The following is a 24,036-nucleotide window of genomic DNA, read 5'->3' on the forward strand; positions in this document are numbered from 1 at the left end:
GGCCGCCTGCTGGTTGGCCTTGAGCGCGGCCAGCACCTCGCTGGCATCGTGCGCCTGCGCAACCACGGTCGGCACCACGCGGCTGGCCCAGATCTGGTTGACGTAGCGCTCCGGATCAAAGGGCTGGGCGCCCCCGCCCCCGCCCCCTCCTCCAGAGCTGCTGCTGGCGTTGAGTGGCCGCACCGTGTAGAGGCTGCAGGCCGAGAGCAGCAGACAGAGCAGGCAGGCCAGACCGCTTAGGCCCTTGCGGCCCAGGCGGTACCTTCTTCTCGGTTGGGCAGTCCAGGCACTGGCCCCTCTCTTGGCCTCTTTGCAGATGAAGAGGGATATCAACGTACGAGCATGTGACATGCTAACTCACTCAGCCTTTGGAGGCCAGGCTTCCACTCACACCAGCCAGCATCACCACACCTGGCTATGAAGCTGTTTCATCATGAAGAGAGAACGCATTCCAAGAGTCCTTCAAGGATCCGAGGAATAGGAAAAGGTTTTCACGACCACTCTGTAATGATAAAATGCTCCTCGCTTTCCTGTCAAGGGAGCGGGTTTTGATTGAGCTATTGTCTTGACAGAGTGAATGTCGAAGAGGTATATTCTCCCCAAGAAGGTGTCGTTCTTTGGGTGAGTCTATTGTGGATTTCTATTAAGAGGAAATCCTTTTCTCAAGCATTTTAATGATTATAGAGAAAGGTTTACTAAGAAAACCTTTTCTCACGAACGTAGGTTGGGGCAGAAGCAATGGCCACCATTGAAGATGTCGCTAAGCGGGCTGGTGTCTCTATTTCGACTGTTTCACGGGTCTTTAATGGGACGCGGTTCGTTACTCCTGAAGTAGCAGCGCGGGTACGAGCAGCTGCCGAGGAGCTTCATTATCAGCCCAGCCGAGCTGCTCGAGTCCTGAGAGGCAACCGCTCCAACATCATTGGGTTGCTCATTACAAATATCCAGAATCCCTTTTTCACCGCGCTGGTGCGCGGCGTTGAGGACGTTGCTCACGAGCGGGGCTATAGTGTCATCCTTTGCAACTCCGATGAGAACCCTCAGAAGGAGCGGCAATACATCGAGGTACTCTGTGCGGAGCGAGTTGCTGGAGCAATCGTAGTTCCTACTCGTGAGCATCAGCCAGCTATAAGTCTTTTCCACAAGCACCACATCCCTGTAGTTGCTGTTGACCGTCGTGTCAAGGATGAAGCCATTGATGCTGTACTCGTTGATAATGTTCGCGGAGCACGCGAGGCTGTTTTGCATCTGATCGCCAATGGGTATCGCCGTATAGGGATCATTACGGGGCCGCTTTCAACAACTACAGGGCGCGAGCGCCTTGAGGGATATCGTCGTGCTCTCGAGGAGTCTGGATTGCCCTATGATCCCCATTTAGTCCGTACAGGTCCGTTCAAAGAAAATACAGGCCGGATCCTGACACGTGAACTGCTTGACCTGGAAGAGCCTCCGACAGCCCTCTTTCTAGGAAACAACCTGATTGCGCTTGGAGCATTAGACATGCTCCAGGAACGCGGCCTCCGTATCCCGCAGGACATGGCTCTTGTAAGCTTCGACGAGACACCCTGGGCTCATTTGAACGCGATCTCGCTGACGACCATCGCCCAGCCTGTCTATGAGCTGGGCAGTACTGCAGCACTCCGCCTCCTTCAACGCCTGCAGCCAACACCCGCGAGCCACTTTACCCGTCAGGAAATCATCCTGACTCCTTCCCTGCAGATTCGCAGTTCCTCTCGTCCTCGCTCTAGCGAATCTCTCCTTGCTAAAGATGCATAGTTTCCCGCCCCCCTACTCCGTAGATATACCGGTCCCCCTACCGAGCCTTCCAAAGCGCTGTGAGGTCTCCCCCTCGCTAGAGACTCCTGCTGAAGAGGAACGGGCTTCCTCCAGTGGGCCCAGGCTCAGCACATGCCAGGAGAAGATCGCTCTACCAGCCCTCGGCCACCCAACCACCCCATCGATGGGATCAGCCAGAGACAGCCCAGGCACTACCCTGCCAGCCTTACCACAGGGAGATTGGTTCAGGCAAAAGGGAAACAGGCTTCTCCCACAGGAGGAAAAAAACACCACGATTGTCTTCGGTCCAGCTCCGCTTTAGCCCTCCGATATCCGGTCTCGTCCCCCATCGTCACGGGCGGAGGGGTGCCACGCTGAACCAGGTTCTCACAGACAGGCACCTCATCCATAGGTGCGCGTCGCGATCGAGCAGGGCCACACACAGCCCGGCACACGTCAGACGAGAGACCGTGGCCCCGCCGACGCTGCCCGCCCCATGACTACAACTTCATAGGTCCGTGCTTGTATGGTCTCGCTCTCCTTCTCGAGCAGCCCTATAAAAAAGGCCGCTCCCAGTCCAGGAGGGAAACACCTTCCTGTCTGCCCCCTGCTGAAGCGCGCTGGGCGAAGAGGAAGTGGCGAGAGAAGAAAGCGCTCCCTCCGCTGGTATGATCCAGATCAGGTGATTACTGCGGGGTCTGCGACATGGCAGGGTCGCACTCTCAACCCGGCTCTCCGGCTTCCCTCGCTCCCTTCCTGGTCCGACCCCTCTCCCCCGAGTGCGGTCAGGCAGCCGCATAACAGAGCCACTACCGGCGGATCCATTCAGCTAACTTCTGCCTGGCCTGTCGTTCTCGATATATAGTTGATATCACGCTGGGATAATATCACATCGGCGGCCTCCTGGCCAATCGCCAGCCGCCGTCGGACAGGCTCTGCAATCGTGCCCTTCTAGACTATCAGAAAAGTCTGTGGCTGGTCATGGTACAGGCATTGCTGCTCCAGCCCCAGGGTTGTTCTTTCAGTGCAGTCTATGAGGAGCTAGCTGGCCGGCTGGCACCCCCAGACGGTCAGCCAGGTCCAGATGGCACAGAAGTCCTCGGCCTGCATTTCGGCGACGGCTTGCTGATAGAGCCGCTGCAGTTCCTCCTCGGTTCCCATGCCCATTTTGACAAGGAAGGGGCGAGCCAGCTCCAGGGCCACCATTTCATCTTTGAAGAAGGCGTAGTGGAGCGGCGCATCAATCGACCATTCGGCGACGCTGGCCCGCAGGCGCACATCCAGGAAGCCAGCGCGGCGTAGCAGCGCTGGCAGGACCGGAGTAATGCCTATGTGGCCGCCATCAGGAGAGAAGCTTTGGCCCGCGCGCTTGAGGGCGGCATAGCCCAGGGCGAAAAGGCGCTCGGTGGCCGGACTGGTCGTCAGCGGCCCCTCGGTCTCGGTGAGGCGCAGGATGCCGCCTGGCTTCAGCAGGCGCCGGCACTCGGCCAGTAGCGGCGGCCAGGCTGAGGGGCGCATGAAGCTGAAGAGGAAGCGCCCGTTGATGAGGTCGAACGAGGCATCGGCGAATGCCAGGGGCTGCATGATGTCCATGACAGCAAACTCAACGTTGGCCAGACCCCGGCTCTGCGCCTGGAGGCGGGCGAACTCGATGACGCTGGCGTTGAGATCGATACCGATGACCTCGCTGCTGGGAAAGTGAAAGGCGACTTCCAGGGCCCAGCCACCCGGACCACAGGCCAGATCGAGCACACGCCCGCCTGGCGGTAGTATCTGCCCTTCGGGGAAGAGGCCCCCCATCGCCTCCGTGACGAGGCGATCCTGTTGCAGCAGACGCGCCAGTTCAGCGACCTGTCCAGGATCAATGGGATAGGTACTTTGCACTGTCTCATGACTGAATTCTCTGCTCTGCATGATCGTTGCTCCTCTCCGCTATCCTGTCAGAGTAAGGCGCCTTCAGCTCTGTCTATCCCCTCTCCTCAGAGCTGTCAACCTGAAGCCGCTTGTTCTCTATCTGTAGGATAACAGCTCGCCTGGCCCCTGGCAAGCCAGGCTGGCTGCTCTAGAGCAGATTCAATTGGAGTCCTTGCATGGCCTCTGCAGAGGGCTCTGCTTGTGCACCTGGCGGAGAGTGTGTTGCTAAGGAGAATCAGGGGGCCCGACTTCTGCTAGCTGGCAAGCCTGGAGCCTGGCCAGGGCCGTGGCGCGCTGGGCGGCGATCAAGGCGCTCTGCAAATCGAGCAGGCGCGCCCCTGGACGGCAGGTCTCGAGCCGCTGCGCCAGCACCTCGAAATAGTTGATCCTTAGTTCGGTATTGACATTGATTTTGCCGATTCCCAGGGCAATGGCCCGCTGGAGCAAGGCGTCTGACAGGCCCGAGGCCCCGTGCAGGGCCAGGGGCAGGCGCAAGCGCGCCCGCAAGGTAGTGAGCCGCTCCCAGTCAAAGGCTGGTTCACGCTGGTAGAGGCCATGAACGTTGCCGATAGAGACGGCCAGACAGGCCGGAGCGGCCTCTTCAACGAAGGAAGCCGCCTGCTCAGGATCGGTCAGGGCGCCGGCACGCACGGCCTCGGCTCTCTCTTCGTCGCCTTCGATGCGGCCAAGCTCGGCCTCGATGGCTCCCCCGTAGCGCCGCGCGAGGGCGACCGCCTCGCGGGTGAAAGCCAGGTTCTCTTCAAAGGGGAGGTGGGAGCCGTCGGCCATGACCGCCCCGATCCCCTGCTGGAAAGCACGTTCGATCTGCTCCAGCTCTCGCAGGTGATCAAGCTGCAGGCAGACGGGTACTGGGGCCTGGGCGGCCAGGGCGCGCAGGCCTTCAACCAGATAGGTTCCCTGCGGCGCGGCGTAGGACTGTGCGCTGATGAGCAGGATGACGCCACGCCCGGCCTTCTCGGCAGCTTGCAGAACGGCCACCGCCGTCTCGAAGCCATAGCAGGTGAAGGCTACGGCGGCTCCGCTCCGAGAACGCTCCTGCTGGAGTAAGGTTGCGAATTCAGTCAACATGGCGCTCCTTCGTGGGCTCCAGCTCACCATCGATGCAGACATAGGCGCAGGGCAACAAACGCACGGTAGCTGTCATGGCCGCGGCGGTTTCCATCGTCGCGGGTAGCGGCTGTTGCTGGCGAGAGCTGGTCTCGCCTGGCAGTAGGGCCAGCTCCACGTTTGTTTCATCGAGCATCGAGAGCCGTTGGTTGCGCAGAGGCGGCAGGCGCAGCCGTACCGTCTGGGAGCTGGCAGTGAGATTGGCCAGCAGCAGGCGTAGACGCTCATGCCGGCGTAGGGCCAGAGCAGAGCAGACCAGCGGATCAAGGCCCGTGACGGGCAGCAGGGTGGCGCCAGCGAAGGCGCCCAGATCGGCGAAGAGGTAGAAGAGCGGGAAGCGCGCTCCGGGTAATGATGGGAAAGGAGCTTTCTCGTAATCGGGCTTCGCGCGCTCCATGATGCCCCGCCAGCCAAAGGTCTCATAATAGGTGAGCCAATTGACTCCGCTGGCAGCAAGCTGCGCGATGCTGCCGAGCGTCCAGGCAACGGCAAAGAGCGAGAGCTGACGTAGATCAACGTCCTCTGGCAGGCGACCTGGCTCCGGCGGCCCTGGCGGCGCGGTCGCGACCGCGTTGAAGCGCGGCTTCAGCGTCACAGGGCCGACACTGAGGGGCAGAGGATCGACGATAGCGCGGGCGCTGCGGACAGTCGCGGACTGAGCCTCAAGGTTCTCGACCAGAGTGCGCCAGTCGAAGGCATGGACCTGGGGTGTGATGGGGTAGCCTGCCAGGTCCAGCAGTTCCAGGGGTAACTCCGCACGGTTGAATTCGGCAAAGTTGGCGCGGCTTCCCCCGCCCAGGGGAACGGCGATACCGGTCTGCTGGAGCAGGGAGCGGAGGCGTCGGGCCAGCGGAGCTGTAGTGACGTGAGACGTCCGAAGGAAGCAGAAGAGGCGTGCCAGCGGAGGACGGAGGTCGGCAAGGGCCGTCACCAGCTCAGCAAGACCCTCGCCGGCAGCGCCGCAGACCAGCGACAGCTCCAGCGGCAGCCCCAGGGTCCGCGCCTGCTCACCGGCCATGACTAGCCGTTGGCGCCAGGCCGGCTCCAATAGGTCCAGCTCCAGCCAGAGGTGGCTCAAGCGTAGCGCGGCCAGCCGTTCCAGTTCGGGCCGGCTGAGCGGCTGGGCTTCTGGTGCATACATCAGCCCAAGTGGCGGTAGCGTCGTCTGCTGCGCCGGCGCCGCTGGCGAGGCGAGCGTCACTGTCAGCTGCAGAGAAGACGGTTCTGCGCTTGCGGGGGAGACCGTCGCTGCCGTCGGCAGAGAGGGACGCTTGCCGAGCAGGCGTAACACAATGCGCTGCTCGATCCGCTGGCCGGCCTCCACCCGTACGGGAAAGGGAAGCGCCAGAGGCGTGCAGTAGGTTTTAAACGAGGCATCGGTCCAGTTGCGCTGATCCTCGGTCTCGAAGAGATCACCCTCAAAGCGCAGCTCCAGCTGCAGGTCGGGCAGGCCTGGCACGGCGTGGCGCATGGCCAGCATCTCCAGAAACGGCTGATGAGGGGCGATCTGTTCTGGAAAGCGACTCTGTCTCCATCCCTGCGGCGTCTCGATCTCCACTGGCAGGCCAGCCAATGCGGGCGGGTGGAGCACACAGAAACCGATGCGGTTCTTAAGGAAGCTTCGCCGTGCCTGGCCGCGGAAGGCGAAGGTAACGGTTCCATCGGCCTCACCGCGAATAGAGCCATCCCAGGAGAAATCAACCGTGCCGCTGACATGTTCAGCGCGGAACTGGATCAGAAAGCCGTCGGCAGCCTGTTCGATGGTCAGGGAATGGAGCTGTGGCTCGATAGTGTTCCAGTTATGGTCGCGCACCGCGGCGTAGATCGCACGTACCACCTCCTGGGAGCCAAGCCGTAGCGAGCGCAGCATCCCTTGCTCGTAGAGCAGGGTCAGAGGGCCGGCGCGCAGTGGCAGCGGCTCAGCGGGTGGCTGCTGCGCTCCGTAGAGCAGCAGGTTTCGTGAGAGTGTTACCATCCTCGCACCACCGTATTCTTGAGGCGCCCGATGGCCTCAACTTCGACTTCAACGCAATCGCCTTCCTTTAAATAAAGCGGCGGCTGACGGAAGCAGCCCACGCCGGCGGGTGTGCCCGTCGAGAGCACGTCGCCGGGATAGAGCGTGATGTGAGCCGAGAGAAAAGCAATCAGCTCGGCGACGCCGAAAATCATCTCTGCGGTTGTCGCTGCCTGGCGCTGCTCGCCGTTGACAAAGCTGGCCAGACGCAGACGTTGCGGATCAGGGATCTCATCAGCGGTCACGATGACTGGCCCCAAGGGGCAGAAGGTATCATAGCCCTTACCCGTCGTGATTTGCTGGTCGCGAAACTGGACATCGCGGGCGCTGACGTCGTTGACGACGGTGTAGCCGAAGACGTAATTCAAGGCCTCGGCGCGAGCAACCTTACGGGCCGTCTTGCCGATCACAACGGCCAGCTCGACCTCGTAGTCGACCTGGCTCTCGGGTGTGGGCAGGATAATCGCCTCCTCCGGCCCGATGATGGCAGAGGGAAGCTTGGCAAACACCTGCGGGTATTCCGGCAGCACCGCCGTGGGATTCTCCTCAAGGTGGCTGCGGTAGTTGACGCCGCTGAAGAGCATCTTGCCGGGCGTCGCCAGAGGGGCCAGCAGGCGAGGGTGACGCAGCAGTCGCCCACTGGTGAGCGCGGTGCGCGCGGCGGCCAGGGCTTCCTCGCCGGAGCGGAGAAAAGTAAGCATATCGCTGTAGTCCGTTGGAATGACGCCGTTGCGCACCAGCAGGCCCACACCGCGGCGGCCCTCATGCTCGTAGGTAACCACTTTCATGGTAGAGTCTCCCGGAGATAGTGATCCCCGTCGATGAGCAGCGACTCGCCCGGCATGAGGGCGACAGCCTGGCGCTGACCACTGCGATCGAACTCGTGGACGGCCAGCAAGAATTCCTGCACATCACGATACTCGTTGCCCTCCTGATTGGCGAGATCAAGATAGTGCGAGGCAACGGCCAGGCGCAGGCCCAGGTACTCAGCGGCCAGAGCTGCCTCACGCGGCGACATCTCTCCCGTGAGCAGCTCGCCTGGACCCGGCACCTGGCGCAGGAGCAATTGCGGCTGCGTACAGCCGAGCAGGCCGATCGTTGGCCGGTAGAGGTCGCCGATTAGCCGTAGATCGCTGAATAGAGCTGTGTCGCCGTAGTGGTAGATACGCACATCTGGCTCTGGCTCGACGATAAAGCCCATCGGCACTCCTGAGACGAGACTGCCATCGGGCAAGGTGGCCTGCGACCAGTGGTGGCATTCGACCGGACGCACGACCAGCTCGCCCAGCCGCAGGACCAGTCCCCACACCACGGCGCGCACTTGCTCCGAAGGGAGGCCTAAGGCCAGCAGCAAAGCTCGCACCTCGCCGCCGCAGATCACCGGTGCCCCTGTTCGGGCGGCGATGGTATAGGTATCGCCGAAATGGTCAAAGGCGGCGTGTGAGACGAGGATAGCATCGGGCGGCTCCAGCTCCTCCAGCTTCCTCGGGGCCGCCGGATTGCCACTTAAAAAGGGATCGATGAGAATGCGATAGCGCGGCCCCGCGATTTCATAGCCCGCAACCCCCAGAAAGGTCAGCCGTGTTGTCATAGCTGCCAACTCCTTTCCAGACCGCCGATCAGCGCCACCAGGGCGCGGTTCAGCGGCACCTCCAGGCCGAGCTGCTCAGCGGCTCTGACCACGGCGCCGTTGATCACCTCGATCTCGGTCTTGCGCCGGGCCTGAACATCCTGCAGCATCGAGGAGCGCGCGGCTCCGGCACCCTGCAGCACGGCACAGATCCGCTCAAAGCGCTCGGCGTAGTCAATCTGGTAGCCCAGTGCGCGGGCTACGGTCACTGCTTCCGCTGTGACAGCGGCCACCAGGTCCAGTAGCGGCCCCGGCTCGGCGAGCTGGCCCGCTGGCAGTCCGGTCAGCGCCGATGTTGGCAGGGTGGCGGCATTGAGAATCAGCTTCTTCCAGATCTCGCTGCGCACATCCTCGCGCGCCGTGGTTTCCAGCCCGGCCTCCTGCAACAGCCTGGCGATCTGCTGCGCCCGCGCGAGGCTCCCCGCGACCAGATAGGGGCCCACAATGCTGGGCCCCGTCCCCGGATGGGCCACCACTCCCGGCGCCAGCACCGTGGCACTGTGATAGGTGACACCGACCACGAGCTGCTCGGGGCGGAAATGGGCGGCGAGCAGATCGGCATTGCCCCAGCCGTTTTGAAGGCTGACCACCGTCGTCTCCTCGCTGATCAGCGGTCGGGCCAGCTCGATGGCGCCCGGCATGTGATGGGCCTTGACAAAGAAAAAGACAACCTCAGCCCGCCCCAGCCCGGCGCCGGTGGTTGCCGCTCCAGGCCGCGCCTCGACCTCCAGAGGGGCATCGGCCAGCGGGGCTCGCAGTAGCTTCAGTCCCTGCGCCCTGATGGCCTCCACCACGGGAGGGGCCACATCGACCACTGTCACCTGATGTCCGGCCCGGCTCAGGAAGACCGCCCAGACGCTGCCCATCGCTCCGCCGCCGATCACTGCAATCTTCATGGTTCCTTCGCTCCTTCCCTTCAAGCCTGCTGATTGAGTGCCTGGCCAGTGGCCGCTGGACCCACCAGAATGAGCACCTTCTCCGCTTCAGTAGGATGCTCCAGAGCGAAGGCCAGCGCGCGCGGTGTCTCCTCCAACGGGAAGCGATGGCTGATCAGGGCGCGCACCGCAGCGCGCTGACGCTGAACCAGCTCCACCGCCTGGGCGAAGATCCCGGCATTGTTGCGCGACCCCAGGACGGTCAGCTCCTTGCGTGTGAACTCCACCACTGGCAGCGAGACCTCCTGATTCGAGAGTCCGATGATCACGATGCGCCCGGCACTGGCCACCAGCTCGACCGCCTGACGAATGACCGCCGGCACACCGGTGGCCTCAAAGATCACCGCCGGTCCATCGCCGTCGGTCCAGGAGAGGACGGCAGCGGCCACATCCTCGTGGCTGGCGTTGATCACTACCTCCGCCCCCAGACGGTGGGCCAGCGCCAGCCGCCGCTCCAGCTTGTCGACTACCAGGACCTGCGCCCCGCGCTCGCGGGCCGCGAGTAGCACCGCCTGCCCGATGGGACCTGCACCGAAGATCACCACACGGTCCTCCGCCGTTACCTGGCCCCGGATCACGGCGTGCAGGCCGATCGAGACAGGCTCAACCAGCGCCGCCAGTTCGGCATCCAGGTCGCCGACCGGGTAGAGGCTGGTGGTGCGCACAGCGATCAGCTCGGCCAGAGCGCCGCGCCGATGGGCCCCCAGCACAGCCAGACGGGTGCAGCAGTTGGGGCGCCCATGGCGGCAGGGATAGCAGGAGCCGCAGGGGACCAGTGGCTCAACGGCGACGCGCTGCCCGATGCGCAACGGGCCGCTGTAGCCCTCGCCAAAGGCGAGGATGGTGCCACAGAATTCATGCCCCTGCACCTGAGGGTAGGTGACATAGGGATGGTCACCCAGATAGAGATGCAGATCGGAGCCGCAGAGACCTACCGCCTCGACACGCAGCAGGGCTTCGCCCGGCCCCGCTATCGGCGCGGCCTCCTCCACCAGCTCCATTTGCTGGGGCGCCACGGTGACCACAGCACGCATGGCTCTTCATTCCTCCTTCCTGGTCTGGCGCTGACTCCGCTCTTGAGCGATCGCCGCCAGCAGGCGGCTGCGGGCCGAATCCATATGGGCCTGCATCGCCGCCGCGGCTCGCCCCGGATCACCCTGTTCGACCGCTGTGAAGATCGCCAGATGCTCCCTATAGGAAAAATCGGTATCGCCGGCTGACTGAATGACGCGGATGATCCAGGCCCGCAACAGAGCCTGGATGCTGGACAGGATATCGCGCAGAACACTGTTTCTGGCGATCTCAGCCAGCTTCAGATGAAAAGCGACATCGGCGTCGACAAACGCCTGATAGTCGTGGCCGGCGGCCCCCATACGCTCCAGCAGCTGACGCAGCTCCTCCACGGCGAACGAGTCGCGGCGCTGAGCTGCCAGCTCGGCAATGGCCACCTCTATCTTGAGACGGGCCTCTACCAGATCCATCGTGCGCTTCTCGCCCAGCAGCAGCCCCCACTCGATCACGCGGGGCAGCAGCGCTGAGTCAGCGCGGCGCAGATAGGTTCCGTCGCCCTGGCGTACCTCGAGCAGGCCCAGGAGCGTCAGGGCCTTCAGCGACTCGCGCAGCGTCGAGCGTCCCATGCCCAGAGCCTCCGAGAGCTGGCGCTCCGAGGGAAGGCGACTGCCAGGCTTGAGATCGCCCGAGAGCAAATAGTCGAGCAGCCGCTGAGTGATCTCGGCCACCAGTGGACGCTGCTCAATGGGCTGCAGAGGGGTCAGAGGACGCAGGGGAGCGGCCTGGAACTTCTGGGCGATCTCCAGTAGCGTGCGCTCCTCCCCCACGTTGCCAGGCACCACTGCGTAGGGAAGCGAGCGGCCATCTGGGAGGAGCAGCTCCCAAAGAGCGACCCCCTCCTGAAGCTGGCCCTGCACGCGCGCCAGGTGTGCCCCCAGACCCTTGACAGCGACCTCTGCCGAGGTAATGCCTCCTTTGACAATCAGGGCCTCCACATGCTCCGCCACGCGGGCCACGGTCTCGCTCAGGGCCTCCATGATCTGCGCTCCGTGAGCCAGCGATGCATGCTCAGGCCGACGCACCCGCTCGGTGGTCAGGATGGCAAACTTATGTTCATCCAGGTCCAGCACCAGTTGCTGAGCCAGGCGCGGTACAACCGCCTCTTTGCCCTCCCGCAACAGCCAATCGGTGGGAATGACCACCGGCGAGAGCGTGCGCTCGATCAGGCGGACCAGCTGCGCCGAGCTGGCCTGCGTGTGGGAGCCGCAGACCACGAGCAGACGGTAGTCGTTCTGCCCAAGGGAGCGGATGCTCTGTCCGTGCAGACCGGCGCGGACGGCGGCAAAGCTGGAGGCGGAGCGCACCACAATCTGGCGCCGTGGAGAATCCGCAGCGCGCAGGGCCTCCTCCGCATCCAGCAGCCCCCAGGCCACCAGCTCCAGATCGGCGCGGGTCTCAGCATCGGGAATCACGATCGCCCCAGGAGGGGCCGCCAGGAGCGTCTGATGGACCAGAGCCGGCCCGGCGGCTCGCAGTTGGGCCAGCGGCAGCAGGATCGCCTCATGACCCGCGCCTACCTCGGCTACCCAGTCGTTGAGCCGCTCGCTCTGGTAGCCGAAGATGCCATCACGGGCGAACTCCGTCTGCGCCATCGGCACGCGCTTGCCGTCCACAACCAGATAGTGAATGCCATCGAGGGTGATGCGCCCAGCCTCCGGAAAAGCTGGCACGAAGAGGCCCACCCAATCGTGGGCCGACCCCGCCAGGGCCTCCATTTCGGCAAAGATGTGGCCGCGCAGGGTAGAGTCCCCGCGCAACACAAAAGCCACCTCGCAACCGTACTCCTGAGCGACCGCGCTGACCTCGGCCCGAATCTGCTTCACCCGCGCCACGGCCTCCTCGCGTGGCAGAGCACGAGTGTTGGTTAGAATGTAAATGGCGCGCTCACTCTGGGCGAAAAAGTGGCGGTAGGCCTCGCGCTCCGGCTGCAGGATGACCTCGACGTTTGCCACCGTCTGCGTGCCCGTAGGATCATCATCCAGAATGATCACACGACGCCGATCACGCGCCAGCCGCTGCGGCCAGGAACCGAGTAGATCCGCCATAGCCCTACCTCCCTCTAGTACTGGAACGCGGAGAATGGAACCACCATGCGAACGTGTTGCAGGCCAGAGACTTTTTCTCCATAAGAAAGCACTTGCTCCTGATAGGAATCCAGAAATCAACCGTTTCGGTGGTAAGATAGCTGTCTCCGTCACCGCCGGTCAATACTCTATCACGTGACCTGCCCCGAGCATGGTAGCACGGCGGTGGACCGCCAGGTAGGGCAGACGTGAGCGGACAGTAAGCGACAGTCCGAGGCCATGGCCGCAAGCCAATGGCTAGCGAGCAGAGAGATAAGAATCAGCCCATCTGGCCATTAGTGCCTTCCTGCGCCAGCGGCGGATCACCGTAAGGGACGCGCTCGGTCAGCTCGATAGTGACCCCGCTGGGGTGCCGCAGCAGAAAGGCGCAGCGCCGACGGCGGCCTCCGGCGAAGATGGCCGCCTCACCCTCCCCAGTCAACTGCTGGAGCACCGTGGGGAGATCAGCCACCGTAAAGCAGATATGGTGCAATCCCTCCCCATGCTCTTCCAGGAACCGCCGGATCGTGGGCGAGGTCAACGGCTCGACGAGCTGAATAAAGGTATTGCCGGCATCCAGGTAGGCCAGGCGGATACCAACCTCCGGCAAGACCTCCGTCGAGACGAAGCGGAGCTGCAGCACCTCTTGATAGTAGGGCAGGGCCGCCTCGATGTCCCAGACGGCGATTCCGATATGATCGATCCGTTCAAACATAGCGTTCTCGTTGTGCTCTTCTCTCATGCAGGCTCCAGCTAGATGTTTCTGGGGCGTGAGCGCCTGCTTCGTGGCCCGCTGACCAGGACGGACAATCACGAGGTTGCGCGCCGTCAAGCAGGTCGGCGCCCACACCCCTTGCTCCACCGCAGCTTATTGCTTCGGCAGGTGGCTGATGATATCGTCGATGTTATCGGCGGTGGCGACCAGCAGGCCCGTATTGACAATGCGCGGGATGGGCGGCGCGGCCCAGCGATCAAGTCCGGCAATGTGCAGCCCGTTGTGATTGAAATCCACCAGCAGTTTCAGGGCGTAGTAGGTAAACAGCTCGCGCTTCTGAATGATGATGGCCTGCACCTCACCTTTCTTAATCGTCTGGAAGAAGGCCGGCGTCTGCTCCATCGCCGTAACCTTGATCTTGCCAGCCTTGCCGGCTTCCTCCAGAGCCCGGACGATGCCGGCGCCGCTCTCCGAGTCGAAGCCAGCGATGCCCACCAGATTGGGATGGGCCGCCAGGAGCGAGGCCGTCTTTGAGGCCGCCTGCGAGGCATCGCCGCCGTCATCCTCGTTGGCCACAATGCGCAGATTGGTGCTACGCAGGGTATCGGTGAACCCACGCACCGCCTCCTTCATATTGTCGGCATTGATGATGGAGAGAGTGGCCACCTCTCCACTGCCGCCGGTGGCCTTGATCATAGCCTGGGCCTGGGCGACGCCGATGTCGTACCAGTCGGTACCCACGAAGGCCAGCCGATTCGACTCCGGCAGATCGGCATCATCGGTGACCGTTGGTACGCGCTCAGCAATGCATTGGTTGACGGCCGCCGTGAGGGAAGGATCCCAGCCAACCACAATCACGCCTGCCGGATGCTGGGCGCAGACCTGATTGATGGTCGCAATAAAGGCTGGCAGATCAATCGTAGTGGGGCCAGCAATTCTCACCTTGACCCCAAGCTCACGCGCCGCTGCCCGCAGGGCCGGCTGATCGTGGGCAACAAAGAGCGGCAGCGTGGAGTTCTGAGAGATCCAGTAGTAGACCTCGTTGGCGTAGCTGCTCCGACTCTGACTCCCCCCGGCAGATGGGCTGTTTTCCGGTGAGGTACAGGCGATCAGGAGCAAAGGCAGGACCAGCGCCGGCAGCAGGCGGCGGCACCATCCGGCAAAATAGCGGTACATGTCTTCCTTCCTTCCTCCTCGTGTTCTCATTGAGCACGCCCGGTACTGGCTTGGGTTGAGTCGCCTGGCAGGCTGAGATGGTCCAGCAGGACTCATCGTCCCAGGCGGACCAACTCCGCCCACCCGCACTCAACTGCGCCGGACCTCCTTCCAGTGGTCCAGTGAGACGGCGACCAGCAGGACGATCCCGATGACAATGTTCTGCCAGAAGACATCGACGTCGAGGATAATGAGGGCGTTCTGCACAAGAGCAATGAAGATTACTCCAAGAAAAGCGCCCAGAACAGTACCTTCACCCCCTTTGAGACTGGCCCCGCCCAGGACGGTGGCCGTGATGATCTGCAGCTCCACGCCTATGCCAGCGCTGACAACCGCCGCATTCAAACGTGCCGCGTTCAGGACGCCAGCAACGCCAGCGAGGAGTCCCATGATAACGAAGCCGATCAGGATCAGACGCGAGGTTCTGATTCCCGAGAGGCGGGCAGCTCGTTCATTGGCGCCAACGTAGTAGTACTGGCGGAAAAAGCGCGTCTGGCCTACCGCCCAAATGCCAGCGGCCACAATGAGTACCATGACCCAGAATGGGGATTGAAAGCCTAGCCAGACCGACTGGCCAACGCGGGCAAAGGCGTCGCTGATCGGCGAAACGCCAGTGCCTGAGATGAGCTGAGTAACGCCACGGTAGATGCCCGCCGTGGCCAGGGTCGTGATAAGAGCATTGATGCGAATGCGAGTGACGATCAGGCCATTGATCAGACCGGCCAGGGCTCCCACAGCCAGGGCTAGCAGGATCGCCAGCGGAACCGGCAGATGAGCATAGGCAATGAGGACGGCGACAACAACACCGCAGAGGGCGAGCGTGGAGCCAATAGAGAGGTCGAAGACGCCCCCAATCATCAGAATGGACATGCCTACTGCCAGAATGCCGAACTGCGAGGCGTTGAGCAACACCGCAGAAAAATTGTCCAGCGAGAGAAATGAAAGAGGATACAAGTAGGCCATGAAGCATGATAGCAGTAAAATAAGTATAAGAAGTAATAGCGGGCGAGAACGCACAAGGCGCCAGCCGGCAGCGATCAGTAGCCGTTTGAAGGTGCGCCGCGGCGCTACGCCAACCACGCCTCTGACTGCCGGTGCGGCAGCATCGAGGGAACTGCGGGTCTCGGGCAGATGCGATGTACTCATGATGCACTCTCCTCGCTCTTGTGTGCGCCAGGCGAGGCCAGCGCCAGGATGGTCTGTTCGTCGGCTTCCGCAGCGTCCAGCTCAGCGACTGTCTTACCTTCGGACATGATGACGATTCGATGTGCCAGTGTCAGGACTTCAGGGAGATCCGAAGAGACGACCAGCAGAGCCATGCCGCTGGCGGCGAAGTCGCGCAGCACCCGGTAGATATCGGCGCGCGCACCAACGTCAACCCCCCGCGTCGGCTCGTCGATGATCAGCAGGCGTGGCTGGCGCGCGAACCAGCGGGCCAGCAGCACCTTCTGTTGGTTGCCGCCACTGAGGTTGAGCACAAGCTGATCGGCGTGGGGAGTAACAATGCGCAGGTCGCGAATGTAGGTCTCCGCCAATCGGCGAGCGCGGCGGCGGGAGAGGAGTCCATGTGGTGCGAGGGCGGACAGGTTAGCGGCAGCCAGGTTGTCGCTGAGCGACATGTCCAGAAAGAGTCCGTCCTCTTTGCGGTCCTCTGGCACCATGCCAATGCCTGCCTCGCGCGCCTGGCTCGGGTGGCGGAAGTGGACCTCCCTGCCTGCCAGCAGGATGCGCCCGGCGCTGCGTGGGCGAGCGCCAAAGATGACCTCACACAGCTCCGAGCGTCCTGCCCCTACCAGGCCGGCCAGGCAGACGATCTCACCAGCCCGCACAGTGAGCGAGGCCTGGCGCACCGCCGGCGGGGCGGCGACCTCTTCTACCTGAAGCACGACTGGCGCAGCCTCGCTGACACGGCGCTGATCCGGCTCAAAGGAGAGCTCACGCCCCACCATCAGCCGGACGAGCTCGGCTTCATCAACCTCGTTGACGGCGCGCACGCCGGTCACGCTGCCATCCTTGAGCACGGTGATGCGCTCGGCGATGCGGAAAACCTCCGCCAGGCGGTGAGAGATGTAGATAACGGAGACGCCGCTCGCCGCCAGATGACGCACCACCTCGAAGAGATGCTCGGTTTCAGCCAGCGTCAGGGCAGCGGTTGGCTCATCAAGGATCAACAGGCGCAACTGGCGCGATAGTCCCTTGGCGATCTCAATCATCTGTTGCTGGGCCGGCGATAGCTCGCCAACCAGCCGGTCGGGGGGTAGATCAACCGCCAGCTCGCGCAAGATCTGGCGCGTGCGCTGACGCATGCGGGCCCAGTCGATCGTTCCAAGCCAGCGGGTGGGCTGCCTGGCGGCAAAAACGTTCTCGGCAATGCTCAGTCCTGGAACCAGACTGCGCTCTTGATGCACCATGCTGATGCCGAGTCGACCCGCCTGATCTTCGTCGATGTGGCCGAGAGGACGCCCGTCGAGGAGAATCTCCCCCTCATCAGGAGTCTCGACGCCGGCGATCAGGCGCATGAGAGTGGATTTGCCGGCGCCGTTCTCGCCGACCAGCGCATGGATCTCTCCCGGCCAAACTTCGAGCGAAACCTGCTTGAGGGCCTGCACGCCAGGAAAGGTTTTGCTGACCCTCCGCACTTGCAGACGTGGCACGCCCGTGGCCCGGCTGGCCGGGGCTGCCGCTGGATGCTCCATCATGCTCTTCCTCCAGCTGTGCTGCTTGCTGTCAAAAGGGAAGGCGCTGCACCCCGTCCCGCTGGCACGCGTGCTACTCCAGCCGGTAGGTGACGCCGCCATAGACCGGAATGGCCTGGCCGTGAATGGCCCGTGCGCCGGGACCGACAAGAAAGAGAGCGACGTCAGCGACTTCTTCGGGCTCCATAAAGTGCTCCAGCCGCAGAGGTCTGCCGTCTCCCCAGGTGACGCTTTCGCTCATGCGTGTCTTGACTCCCGCCGGACAGAGGGCGTTGACGCGCACCGCGTAGGCCCGCGCTTCGTCGGCCAGCGCTTCCATGAAGCCAATGACAGCAAATTTGCTGGCGCAGTAGGCGGCATTGTAGGCATAGCCACGCCGACCCGAGTCGGAGGCGATCATGAGGATCGTACCGGTCCGCCGCGCATAAAGGGTCGGTAGGACCGCACGACAGCAGTAGAAGGTGCCTAGCAGGTTGACATCAAGCATGGCCTGGAATTCCGCAGTGGGAAGCTGATGGACGAAATAGCGACGCTGAATGCCAGCATTGGTGACAAGGATGTCAATGGTGCCTAGCTCGCGGAGAACGCGCTCCACCATCGCATTGACTGAGCTTTCCTGCGCAACGTCGGTCTCAATGACCAGAGCCTGTCCCCCCAGACCGCGAATCTTCTCCGCTACCTCCTGCGCCGGCTCCCGGTCTTTCTCGGCAATGACCAGGCTGGCTCCTTCGCGGGCATAGGCCAGGGCAATGGCGCGCCCAATCCCTCTGCCAGCTCCGGTGACAATAGCAATCTGACCGGCAAGTAGCATGACTACCCCTTTCCTGGCGCTCCCTTCGCTGGACCTGGCGGCCTCTTGCGCTCACCCGCCGAGGCAACCCTGCCCTTTCGCTCTCATTGCTGCAGCTCAGATTGGTCTACTGGTCTACTGGTCGACCAGTGACGATAGTGCAAGTATACCCGCCAGGGGGAGCGCTGTCAAGGGTTTCATAGTTGATAGTCCCAGCAAGACCTCTCTTCTCTCCCGTGGGGCAGGAGAGAAGAGAGGGGGGACAGCACACAGTCGGCGATTCATCTCTGGTCTGGCCCGATGGGGCTGTGTATAACGCTCCTTGCTCTCCGGTTAGGGCAGCACTCCCCAGCGTCACCAGCATAATCAGCACGGCGCTCTTTTGGCTCCCCTGCTGCAATGGGTGCATCCTTCCACGGCGTTGCCAGGGCGCCCATGGGCGCGCTACCCATGCTACCCGCATCCGGCTAGCCTCCCGGAGGTGCGCCCATGGGCTGGTCCTGGCCCTGGCCTGCCCGGCTACTCGGAGCTGGCGTCACCCACCCGCCCAACGGATCTCTCGACAGCGGCGGTCCCGGCCCCGACGGCCCCTATCTCCTGCCCCGCAGCCGCCAGGAACAGCGCCGACTGGAGCTGCAGCATTTTGCCCTGCGCCAACTGCTCGGCTCCTCCTTCCTGGCCCCCGTCCAGCAACCGACCTCCATCCTCGACGTCGGAGCCGGCACCGGCATCTGGCTGCGCGAAGCCGCCCACCGCTGGCCTCAGGCCCAACTGGTCGCCCTGGACAAGGACCTCTCCCTGCTCCGCTGGCCTCTCCCGGCCCGTTGCCGCGCCGTCCAGGCAGACCTGCTCACCGGTCACCCTTTCCCCGCTGGTCAGTTCAGCTACGTCCATCAGCGCCTGCTGGCCGCGGCCATTCCCACCATTCCCATCACTGCCTGGCCTGCGGTCCTGTGCAACCTGCTGCGCGTCACCGCCCCAGGGGGCTGGCTCGAACTGGTCGAGGCCACCGGTCAGGTCTTGCACGAGGGACCACACCACCAGCAGGCCCGCACCTGGTTCGAGGCCCTGGCCGTCCGTCGCGGGCTGCAACTGGACGCTCCCCCCCACCTGCCCGTCTGGCTCCGTGCCCTGGGGTTGGAGCCGGTGGTCCATTCCTTTGTCGCCCCGCTCTCGGGCAGACGGTACGGTGCTCCGCTCTTCCAGCAGGACCTGCTGGCCAGCGTCAACCAGGTCCCCCTGGAGCAGATCGAACAAACCCTGGCCGCCCTGCCGGTGGAGCGGGAACAGTATCAGACCGGCTGTGGCGGGATGGCCGTCTGGGGGCAGCACCCATGAGCCGCCGCCCCCACTCCTTCAGACACCACCAGAACGTGGAGGGAGGCGGGCCAGGCCCAGACCGTGGCCGGCTGCTGGCGGGCACCCGGCAGCTGCCGCTGCGAAGGCTGTCGGCAGCCGTGGGGGTCGGGCGAGCGCCAGAGGGGCTGCGAGCTGAGCGGCAGCGAGCAGCTCCTGCCAGCGGTTCACGCCCAGCCCGTCCTGCTTTGAGGGGTCCTGTCCGGGGCTGGCTCCCACCTGGGGCAGGATCAGCCCGCGCGGACGCAGAGCGCTGCCCGTGGGAGCGGCTTCCCCCTCAGGCCCCAGGCAGCCCAGCCATCTCCACGCGAGAGCACGCGCCGGAACCAGCGCCGCACGGAGGAGACGGCCCTGCTCCCTCAGGCAGAGACCGGACAGCCGTGCCCGCTGGCTAAGGGGCTTCTGCTGACCCTGGCACAGGGCTTGGCTTGGCGCCTGCTCGCTAGAGCCGGATCCCTGGCTCCTGCTCCTGGCCTGGGCCTGCTCCTGGCGCTTCCGATGAGGCCAGCCAGAAGCGCTCCGGCATCGCCAGACCAGAGCCGGCTTCCCGTGCTGCCTCTGCCAGGCGTGGCGCCAGGGCCGGGAACAGCCGGGCTAGCCCGCTCCACAGGCCGCATCCGACGACAGCACAGGAGGCAGCAAAGCGATGCGCCAGCAGCGAGCCGTTCGCCGCAGGTGGGGGCCTCAGGACCCAGGACCGCCGCGCCGGGGCGCATGGGCCATCCTGTTGCTGCTGCGCCAGGGGAGAGAGGATGAGGCCATCGCCGCCCGCCTGGGCATCACCGTCGGCACCGTGCGCGGCCACCTCTCTCGGCTGCGCGAGCGGCTGGACGTCCGCTCTCGCTCCCGCGCCGAGCGGCTGGAGCGTGTCCTCTAGGAGCAGTGTCTTGCCGACCGCTGCGCCAGCGCGGACCCAGACTCCAACCCGCCCAACGTCTGAAGAGAGGCGAGCTGCTCTGTTGGGCTGACAGCCAGGCCCTTGCAGAAGACAGCTCCCCGCGAGATCACACAGAGCAACGGAGGGAGGCCATGCATGGCCACTGCATTTTAGCCCCTGCCACCCGCCCATTCAGTGGGACTGCCACAGCAGCAGTCCGGCAGCGAGACGGATGCCCCGAGACCGGCTCCGACTGGTGTCCCGCCTCCCGGCTCGGAGCGCTGTCCCGCCTCCGGCCCAAGCCCACAGCGGCCCCCCGCCGGCGAGCCGACTCCTCGGCGCGGGCGCCTGGGGAGGAACCCTGGAGCCGGAGCCGGAGCAAGCGGGGCCAGCCGCTTCCTCGCCGCAGCCAGACCGGTCGGCGTCGGGTCCGCCTCTGGCGAGGTACGGGCCCCTGCCGCTCGGGCCCCTGTCCCCGTGGCAGCCTGCCCCGGTCATCCTGGCTGCCCTCGAGCAGCTCCTGCTGACACAGCTCTCCCCCGAGACGCTCCAGCTCTGGCAAGGACGACTGCCCCAGGCCAGGGAGGGGTAAACCCGCGAGGAGACCTTGGGGTTTGCCCTGGGCAAGCTCTGGCAGGCGCGGGACGGCTCCAGTCCCGGGCTGCTGGTGGCAGGGGCCGACGTGCGCCCGCTGCTGTGGCTGCTGGGACTCGCGGCTCAGTCTCTGCGGCGCTGGAGGAAGCACGCCGCGCCTGACGAGCGGCTGCCAGCCGAGCAGTGGCGGCTCCTGCTGGAGGCGCCACTGCTCGGGCGACTGAGGAGAGGGCGACGCTTCCAGCCGAGGCGCGAGGGACTCAACGAAGGGAGGGGAGAGGAAGCAAGAAAGGGATCCGGGCCTTGCTCGGGTTCGGCTCGGCTCGGCTCGGCGCGGGGGCCGGTCCTCACTGGGACGGGACGGCGCGGCGGGCCGGGCTGGGCCGCGGCAAGGCGAGGTGACCCCTGAACCGAACCGAACAGGGGAAGGCCAGGACTGCCTGTCTCTGGCCTGATCCACCTGGGCAGACAGCGCTGGCCAGCCTCCCCGACCCGACCGACCCGATGAGGACTGCCTGGCAATGGCTCCGAATCAAGAAAGAGGGCAGACAACGAGCATGTGGATTGATTATACTCTCTGTGTGGGGAATCTCGCTCGACTGGCGAAAGGAGTCTCTCTGGACAAGCCCAAGCACCCCTACGTGATCGATCCGGGGCATGCTGGAGCGCTGGCGCGGCCAATGCAGCAGGACCAACTGCTCACGCGCGGGATGGGGGGACTCTTTCCGGCAGTGATGCATCGGTATGAGTGCAGCACAGGAATCAAGGAAGAGAGGAACTATGGCAACTGACGAGCGGCAGACGCGAGCGGACAGTCAGAATACCTACATCATCGATCCGGAGAACGCCGGGGAGCTGGCACGGTTGATGCAGCAGGATCGGCTGCTCACCGAGGCGATGGGGGGCCTCTTGCCCGAGGAGGGTATCGGGCTGCCCGAAGCGGGCCGGGTGCTGGACCTGGCCTGTGGGCCGGGCGGCTGGGCCTTAGAACTGGCCTATCGGTTTCCCAGGACCGAGGTTGTCGGAATTGACCTGAGTGCCCAGGTGATTGAGCATGCCCGGACGCAGGCACGCTCACGTGGACTCGAGAATGTGCGCTTCCTGGTAGGCAATGTCATGGAGCCGCTCGACTTTCCGGACGCCTCCTTCGATCTGATCAACGGGCGGCTGCTCTTTGGCTTCATGCTGCCAGCGGCCTGGCCGAGGCTGCTGGCCGAGTGCTACCGCCTCCTCAAGCCCGGCGGCCTCATCCGGCTGACGGAGACGGAACCACCCCTGACCACCAGTCCAGCCTTCGAACGTTTCAGTGCACTGGGGACTGAGGCCCTCAAGCGAGCGGGGCAAAGCTTCTCCGTAGACGGACGTCACGTTGGCATCACGCCGGTGTTGCCGCGGCTGGTGCGCCAGGCCGGCTTTCAGCAGGTGCGGCTGCGGGCCACGGCGCTCGAGTGGTCGATGGGGACCGAGGGCCACTATCCCGTCTTTAAAGACTATCTGATTGGGCTGGAGCTGGTGCAGCCATTCCTGGTCAAGGTCGGCATGGCCACGCGGGAGGAACTGGAGCACCTGTATCAGCTCGCGGTGGCCCAGATGCAGCAAGAGGACTTCTGCGCGGTGTGGACGCTGCTGACCGTTTGGGGGAGAAAGGACTAAGCCGGCTGGCTGGCTGGCTGGCCCTGGACCTGGACCGCGAACCGAAACCACGAGGGGAGCTGTCCTCCTGGCACGGGCGCGGGCACGGGCACGGGTTGCTCTTCGGCCGCTCGGCCCTGCTTGCGCCTGCGCTCCCAGCCTCACCACCATGGGCGTCAGAGCCAGTCTGCCTGCGCAGGCAGGAGAGATTCGTCAGGACAGAGCCAGCAAGTCCAGCAGGGCAAGCCGGAGCGGAGCGGACCGGTCTCGAGAGGGAGGGCTGGGGACTTCCTCGCAACAGGACAGCACCGGGAGCGGGAGAGACCCGAGCCCCCTCCGGGGGAGGGAGCAAACGAGCAAAGCCTTCAGATGCCTGCCTCGTCCTGCCCAGTACCCAGCCCAACCCAGCCCAGCTCACCCCAGTCGCTCCACTTTGCCTTTGCCAGCAGGGGGAGTGGGGCAGAAGCAGCCGCAGCCGCGGTCTGCGTCTGGCCCACTGTTGCGCCGATCGGGTCAAGCCAGACCAGATCAGGTGAGAGCGAGAAAGAGGGAGCGGGGAGGGAACGGCGCCTGCTCTCTCTCACGGCTTGCGCCCATAGGCCGCCACAAAGCGGCCTCTCGTCTTCAGCTCGTTGCACTCCCGAAACGCCGCCTCCAGCAGCGCCTCATACTCCTGTTGCGTCAGCCGAAAGCGCTTCGCCGCCGCTCCACTCATGGCCAGACACGCTTCGCGGCCATCCAGGGCCATGAGCGAGCCGATCCGTCCCCCCCAGTCTCCGAGAGGCACCTCGATCTCCCGCCGCTCCACCTCGACCAATCCCGCCTCTCTGAGGTAGCGATCCAGCGAACGGACCACCTCGTCCGAGCCATCCAGTCCCCGCAGCGCCGCCAGCTCCCCTAGCATGGCCTGCAAGCGCCCAAGAGCGGGTCCAGCAGGGGCCCCATAGATACTCGCTTCCAGCAGCTCGACCCAGCCGCCGGGCGCGGTCACCCGCACCAGCTCCTGGACGACTCCCGGCCAGGCCGCCAGCGGCAGCGCCGCCCATAAAAAGCGCTGATGGACGAAATCAAAGCGGTTGTCCTCGAAGGGCAGGCCGTCTCGCACATCTCCCGCCACAAACCGATAGTTGGGCGGCGGCGCGGTCGTGTTCCTGGCTGGCTCCAGATCTAGCCCGATCACCCCCGCCTGGGGAAACTCTCGCGCCAGCTCGTAGGCCCACTGGCCCGTCCCACAGCCCACGTCCAGGATCTGCCGCGGTGCCTGCAGCGGGACCAGATAATTGTTCTTCAGGATGGCCCGCAGCACGTAATGCTGAAAGTCGAGTCGGTTGACCTCTTTGAGGTCCTTGGGCAGCAGATAGGGCTGCTGCTCCAGATAGCGGCGCGTGTCCTCGTCCGCGCGCCCAGGGAAGGCCACCTCACCGACCCTGACCCCGACCCGGACGGACGCGCGTTCCTGCTCTGTGGCAGGAGACGGGGAGGGGCTGGAAGCGGCAGGGCCGGAGCGTCGACGGGTTCTAAACCACCAGGGCATGACTGCTCCTCTCACGTGACTTCATGCGTCCCAAGGGAGGAATGAGACGCGGTGAGCGATGAACACTGTTGAGTGTAGAGAAATGGTAGCTGCTTG

The 24,036-nt window shown here is 64.2% G+C and carries 21 protein-coding genes and 1 riboswitch; of the genes, 6 read left to right on the forward strand and 15 right to left on the reverse strand.

Translation table 11 applies throughout. From position 1 onward, the window contains the following. A partial coding sequence (locus ACFMO7_RS12340; protein ID WP_376795787.1) for a DUF2291 family protein occupies positions 1-351 on the reverse strand: 351 nt, incomplete at its 3' end. Between the two features lie 387 nt (positions 352-738). On the opposite strand from ACFMO7_RS12340, the gene ACFMO7_RS12345 reads away from it, so the two are divergent. Beyond that, positions 739-1,776, forward strand: coding sequence for a LacI family DNA-binding transcriptional regulator (locus ACFMO7_RS12345; protein WP_376795788.1), 1,038 nt, complete (start codon positions 739-741; stop codon positions 1,774-1,776). A gap of 637 nt (positions 1,777-2,413) precedes the next feature. Continuing rightward, positions 2,414-2,532, reverse strand: a riboswitch (TPP riboswitch). A gap of 285 nt (positions 2,533-2,817) precedes the next feature. On the opposite strand, the gene ACFMO7_RS12350 is transcribed toward ACFMO7_RS12345, so the two are convergent. From ACFMO7_RS12350 to ACFMO7_RS12410, 13 genes are all read right to left on the reverse strand, one after another. Beyond that, complete coding sequence (locus tag ACFMO7_RS12350) at positions 2,818-3,690, reverse strand: class I SAM-dependent methyltransferase (protein WP_376795789.1); 873 nt, start codon at positions 3,688-3,690, stop codon at positions 2,818-2,820. 225 nt (positions 3,691-3,915) lie between these two features. Further along, positions 3,916-4,779, reverse strand: a complete 864-nt coding sequence (locus ACFMO7_RS12355) for a class II fructose-bisphosphate aldolase (protein ID WP_376795790.1) — start codon at positions 4,777-4,779, stop codon at positions 3,916-3,918. Beyond that, entirely contained in the window at positions 4,769-6,793 is a 2,025-nt protein-coding gene (locus ACFMO7_RS12360) for a hypothetical protein (RefSeq protein ID WP_376795791.1), read from the reverse strand. Before ACFMO7_RS12360 ends, ACFMO7_RS12355 begins: the two co-directional genes overlap by 11 nt. Further along, entirely contained in the window at positions 6,787-7,620 is an 834-nt protein-coding gene (locus ACFMO7_RS12365; RefSeq protein ID WP_376795792.1) for a fumarylacetoacetate hydrolase family protein, read from the reverse strand. Before ACFMO7_RS12365 ends, ACFMO7_RS12360 begins: the two co-directional genes overlap by 7 nt. After that, entirely contained in the window at positions 7,617-8,423 is an 807-nt protein-coding gene (locus ACFMO7_RS12370) for an MBL fold metallo-hydrolase (protein ID WP_376795793.1), read from the reverse strand. The genes ACFMO7_RS12365 and ACFMO7_RS12370 overlap by 4 nt, the downstream gene beginning before the upstream one ends. Next, positions 8,420-9,358: a ketopantoate reductase family protein gene (locus tag ACFMO7_RS12375; RefSeq protein WP_376795794.1), complete on the reverse strand. Its 939-nt coding sequence runs from the start codon at positions 9,356-9,358 to the stop codon at positions 8,420-8,422. The genes ACFMO7_RS12370 and ACFMO7_RS12375 overlap by 4 nt, the downstream gene beginning before the upstream one ends. Positions 9,359-9,378: 20 nt before the next feature. Continuing rightward, a complete protein-coding gene (locus tag ACFMO7_RS12380) occupies positions 9,379-10,431 on the reverse strand; it encodes a zinc-binding alcohol dehydrogenase family protein (protein WP_376795795.1) in 1,053 nt (350 codons plus the stop codon). 6 nt (positions 10,432-10,437) lie between these two features. Further along, on the reverse strand, positions 10,438-12,513 hold the full coding sequence (locus ACFMO7_RS12385; RefSeq protein ID WP_376795796.1) for a four-carbon acid sugar kinase family protein: 2,076 nt from the start codon (positions 12,511-12,513) through the stop codon (positions 10,438-10,440). Positions 12,514-12,811: 298 nt separating this feature from the next. Beyond that, complete coding sequence (locus ACFMO7_RS12390) at positions 12,812-13,273, reverse strand: VOC family protein (protein ID WP_376795797.1); 462 nt, start codon at positions 13,271-13,273, stop codon at positions 12,812-12,814. A 126-nt stretch (positions 13,274-13,399) separates the two neighbouring features. Continuing rightward, a complete protein-coding gene (locus ACFMO7_RS12395) occupies positions 13,400-14,422 on the reverse strand; it encodes a substrate-binding domain-containing protein (RefSeq protein ID WP_376795798.1) in 1,023 nt (340 codons plus the stop codon). A gap of 129 nt (positions 14,423-14,551) precedes the next feature. After that, the gene (locus ACFMO7_RS12400; protein WP_376795799.1) at positions 14,552-15,607 is read right to left on the reverse strand and encodes an ABC transporter permease; all 1,056 of its coding nucleotides are present in this window, start codon (positions 15,605-15,607) and stop codon (positions 14,552-14,554) included. Further along, complete coding sequence (locus tag ACFMO7_RS12405; protein WP_376795800.1) at positions 15,604-17,160, reverse strand: sugar ABC transporter ATP-binding protein; 1,557 nt, start codon at positions 17,158-17,160, stop codon at positions 15,604-15,606. Before ACFMO7_RS12405 ends, ACFMO7_RS12400 begins: the two co-directional genes overlap by 4 nt. 70 nt (positions 17,161-17,230) lie before the next feature. Continuing rightward, a complete protein-coding gene (locus tag ACFMO7_RS12410; RefSeq protein ID WP_376795801.1) occupies positions 17,231-17,968 on the reverse strand; it encodes an SDR family NAD(P)-dependent oxidoreductase in 738 nt (245 codons plus the stop codon). A gap of 468 nt (positions 17,969-18,436) precedes the next feature. Between ACFMO7_RS12410 and ACFMO7_RS12415 the strand changes: the two genes are divergently transcribed. From ACFMO7_RS12415 to ACFMO7_RS12435, 5 genes are all read left to right on the forward strand, one after another. After that, entirely contained in the window at positions 18,437-19,285 is an 849-nt protein-coding gene (locus tag ACFMO7_RS12415; protein ID WP_376795802.1) for a class I SAM-dependent methyltransferase, read from the forward strand. A gap of 664 nt (positions 19,286-19,949) precedes the next feature. After that, on the forward strand, positions 19,950-20,180 hold the full coding sequence (locus ACFMO7_RS12420) for a LuxR C-terminal-related transcriptional regulator (RefSeq protein WP_376795803.1): 231 nt from the start codon (positions 19,950-19,952) through the stop codon (positions 20,178-20,180). A gap of 607 nt (positions 20,181-20,787) precedes the next feature. Further along, positions 20,788-21,183 carry a hypothetical protein gene (locus ACFMO7_RS12425; protein ID WP_376795804.1) on the forward strand — a complete coding sequence of 132 codons (396 nt, stop codon included), beginning with the start codon at positions 20,788-20,790 and terminating at the stop codon, positions 21,181-21,183. A 148-nt stretch (positions 21,184-21,331) separates the two neighbouring features. After that, positions 21,332-21,565, forward strand: a complete 234-nt coding sequence (locus ACFMO7_RS12430; protein WP_376795805.1) for a hypothetical protein — start codon at positions 21,332-21,334, stop codon at positions 21,563-21,565. Further along, complete coding sequence (locus tag ACFMO7_RS12435) at positions 21,555-22,427, forward strand: class I SAM-dependent methyltransferase (protein ID WP_376795806.1); 873 nt, start codon at positions 21,555-21,557, stop codon at positions 22,425-22,427. Before ACFMO7_RS12430 ends, ACFMO7_RS12435 begins: the two co-directional genes overlap by 11 nt. A 559-nt stretch (positions 22,428-22,986) precedes the next feature. Here ACFMO7_RS12435 and ACFMO7_RS12440 read toward each other — a convergent pair. Next, entirely contained in the window at positions 22,987-23,940 is a 954-nt protein-coding gene (locus ACFMO7_RS12440; protein WP_376795807.1) for a class I SAM-dependent methyltransferase, read from the reverse strand. Positions 23,941-24,036 lie beyond the last annotated feature (96 nt).

The organism is Thermogemmatispora sp. (genome assembly GCF_042408735.1).
GTDB lineage: Bacteria > Chloroflexota > Ktedonobacteria > Ktedonobacterales > Ktedonobacteraceae > Thermogemmatispora.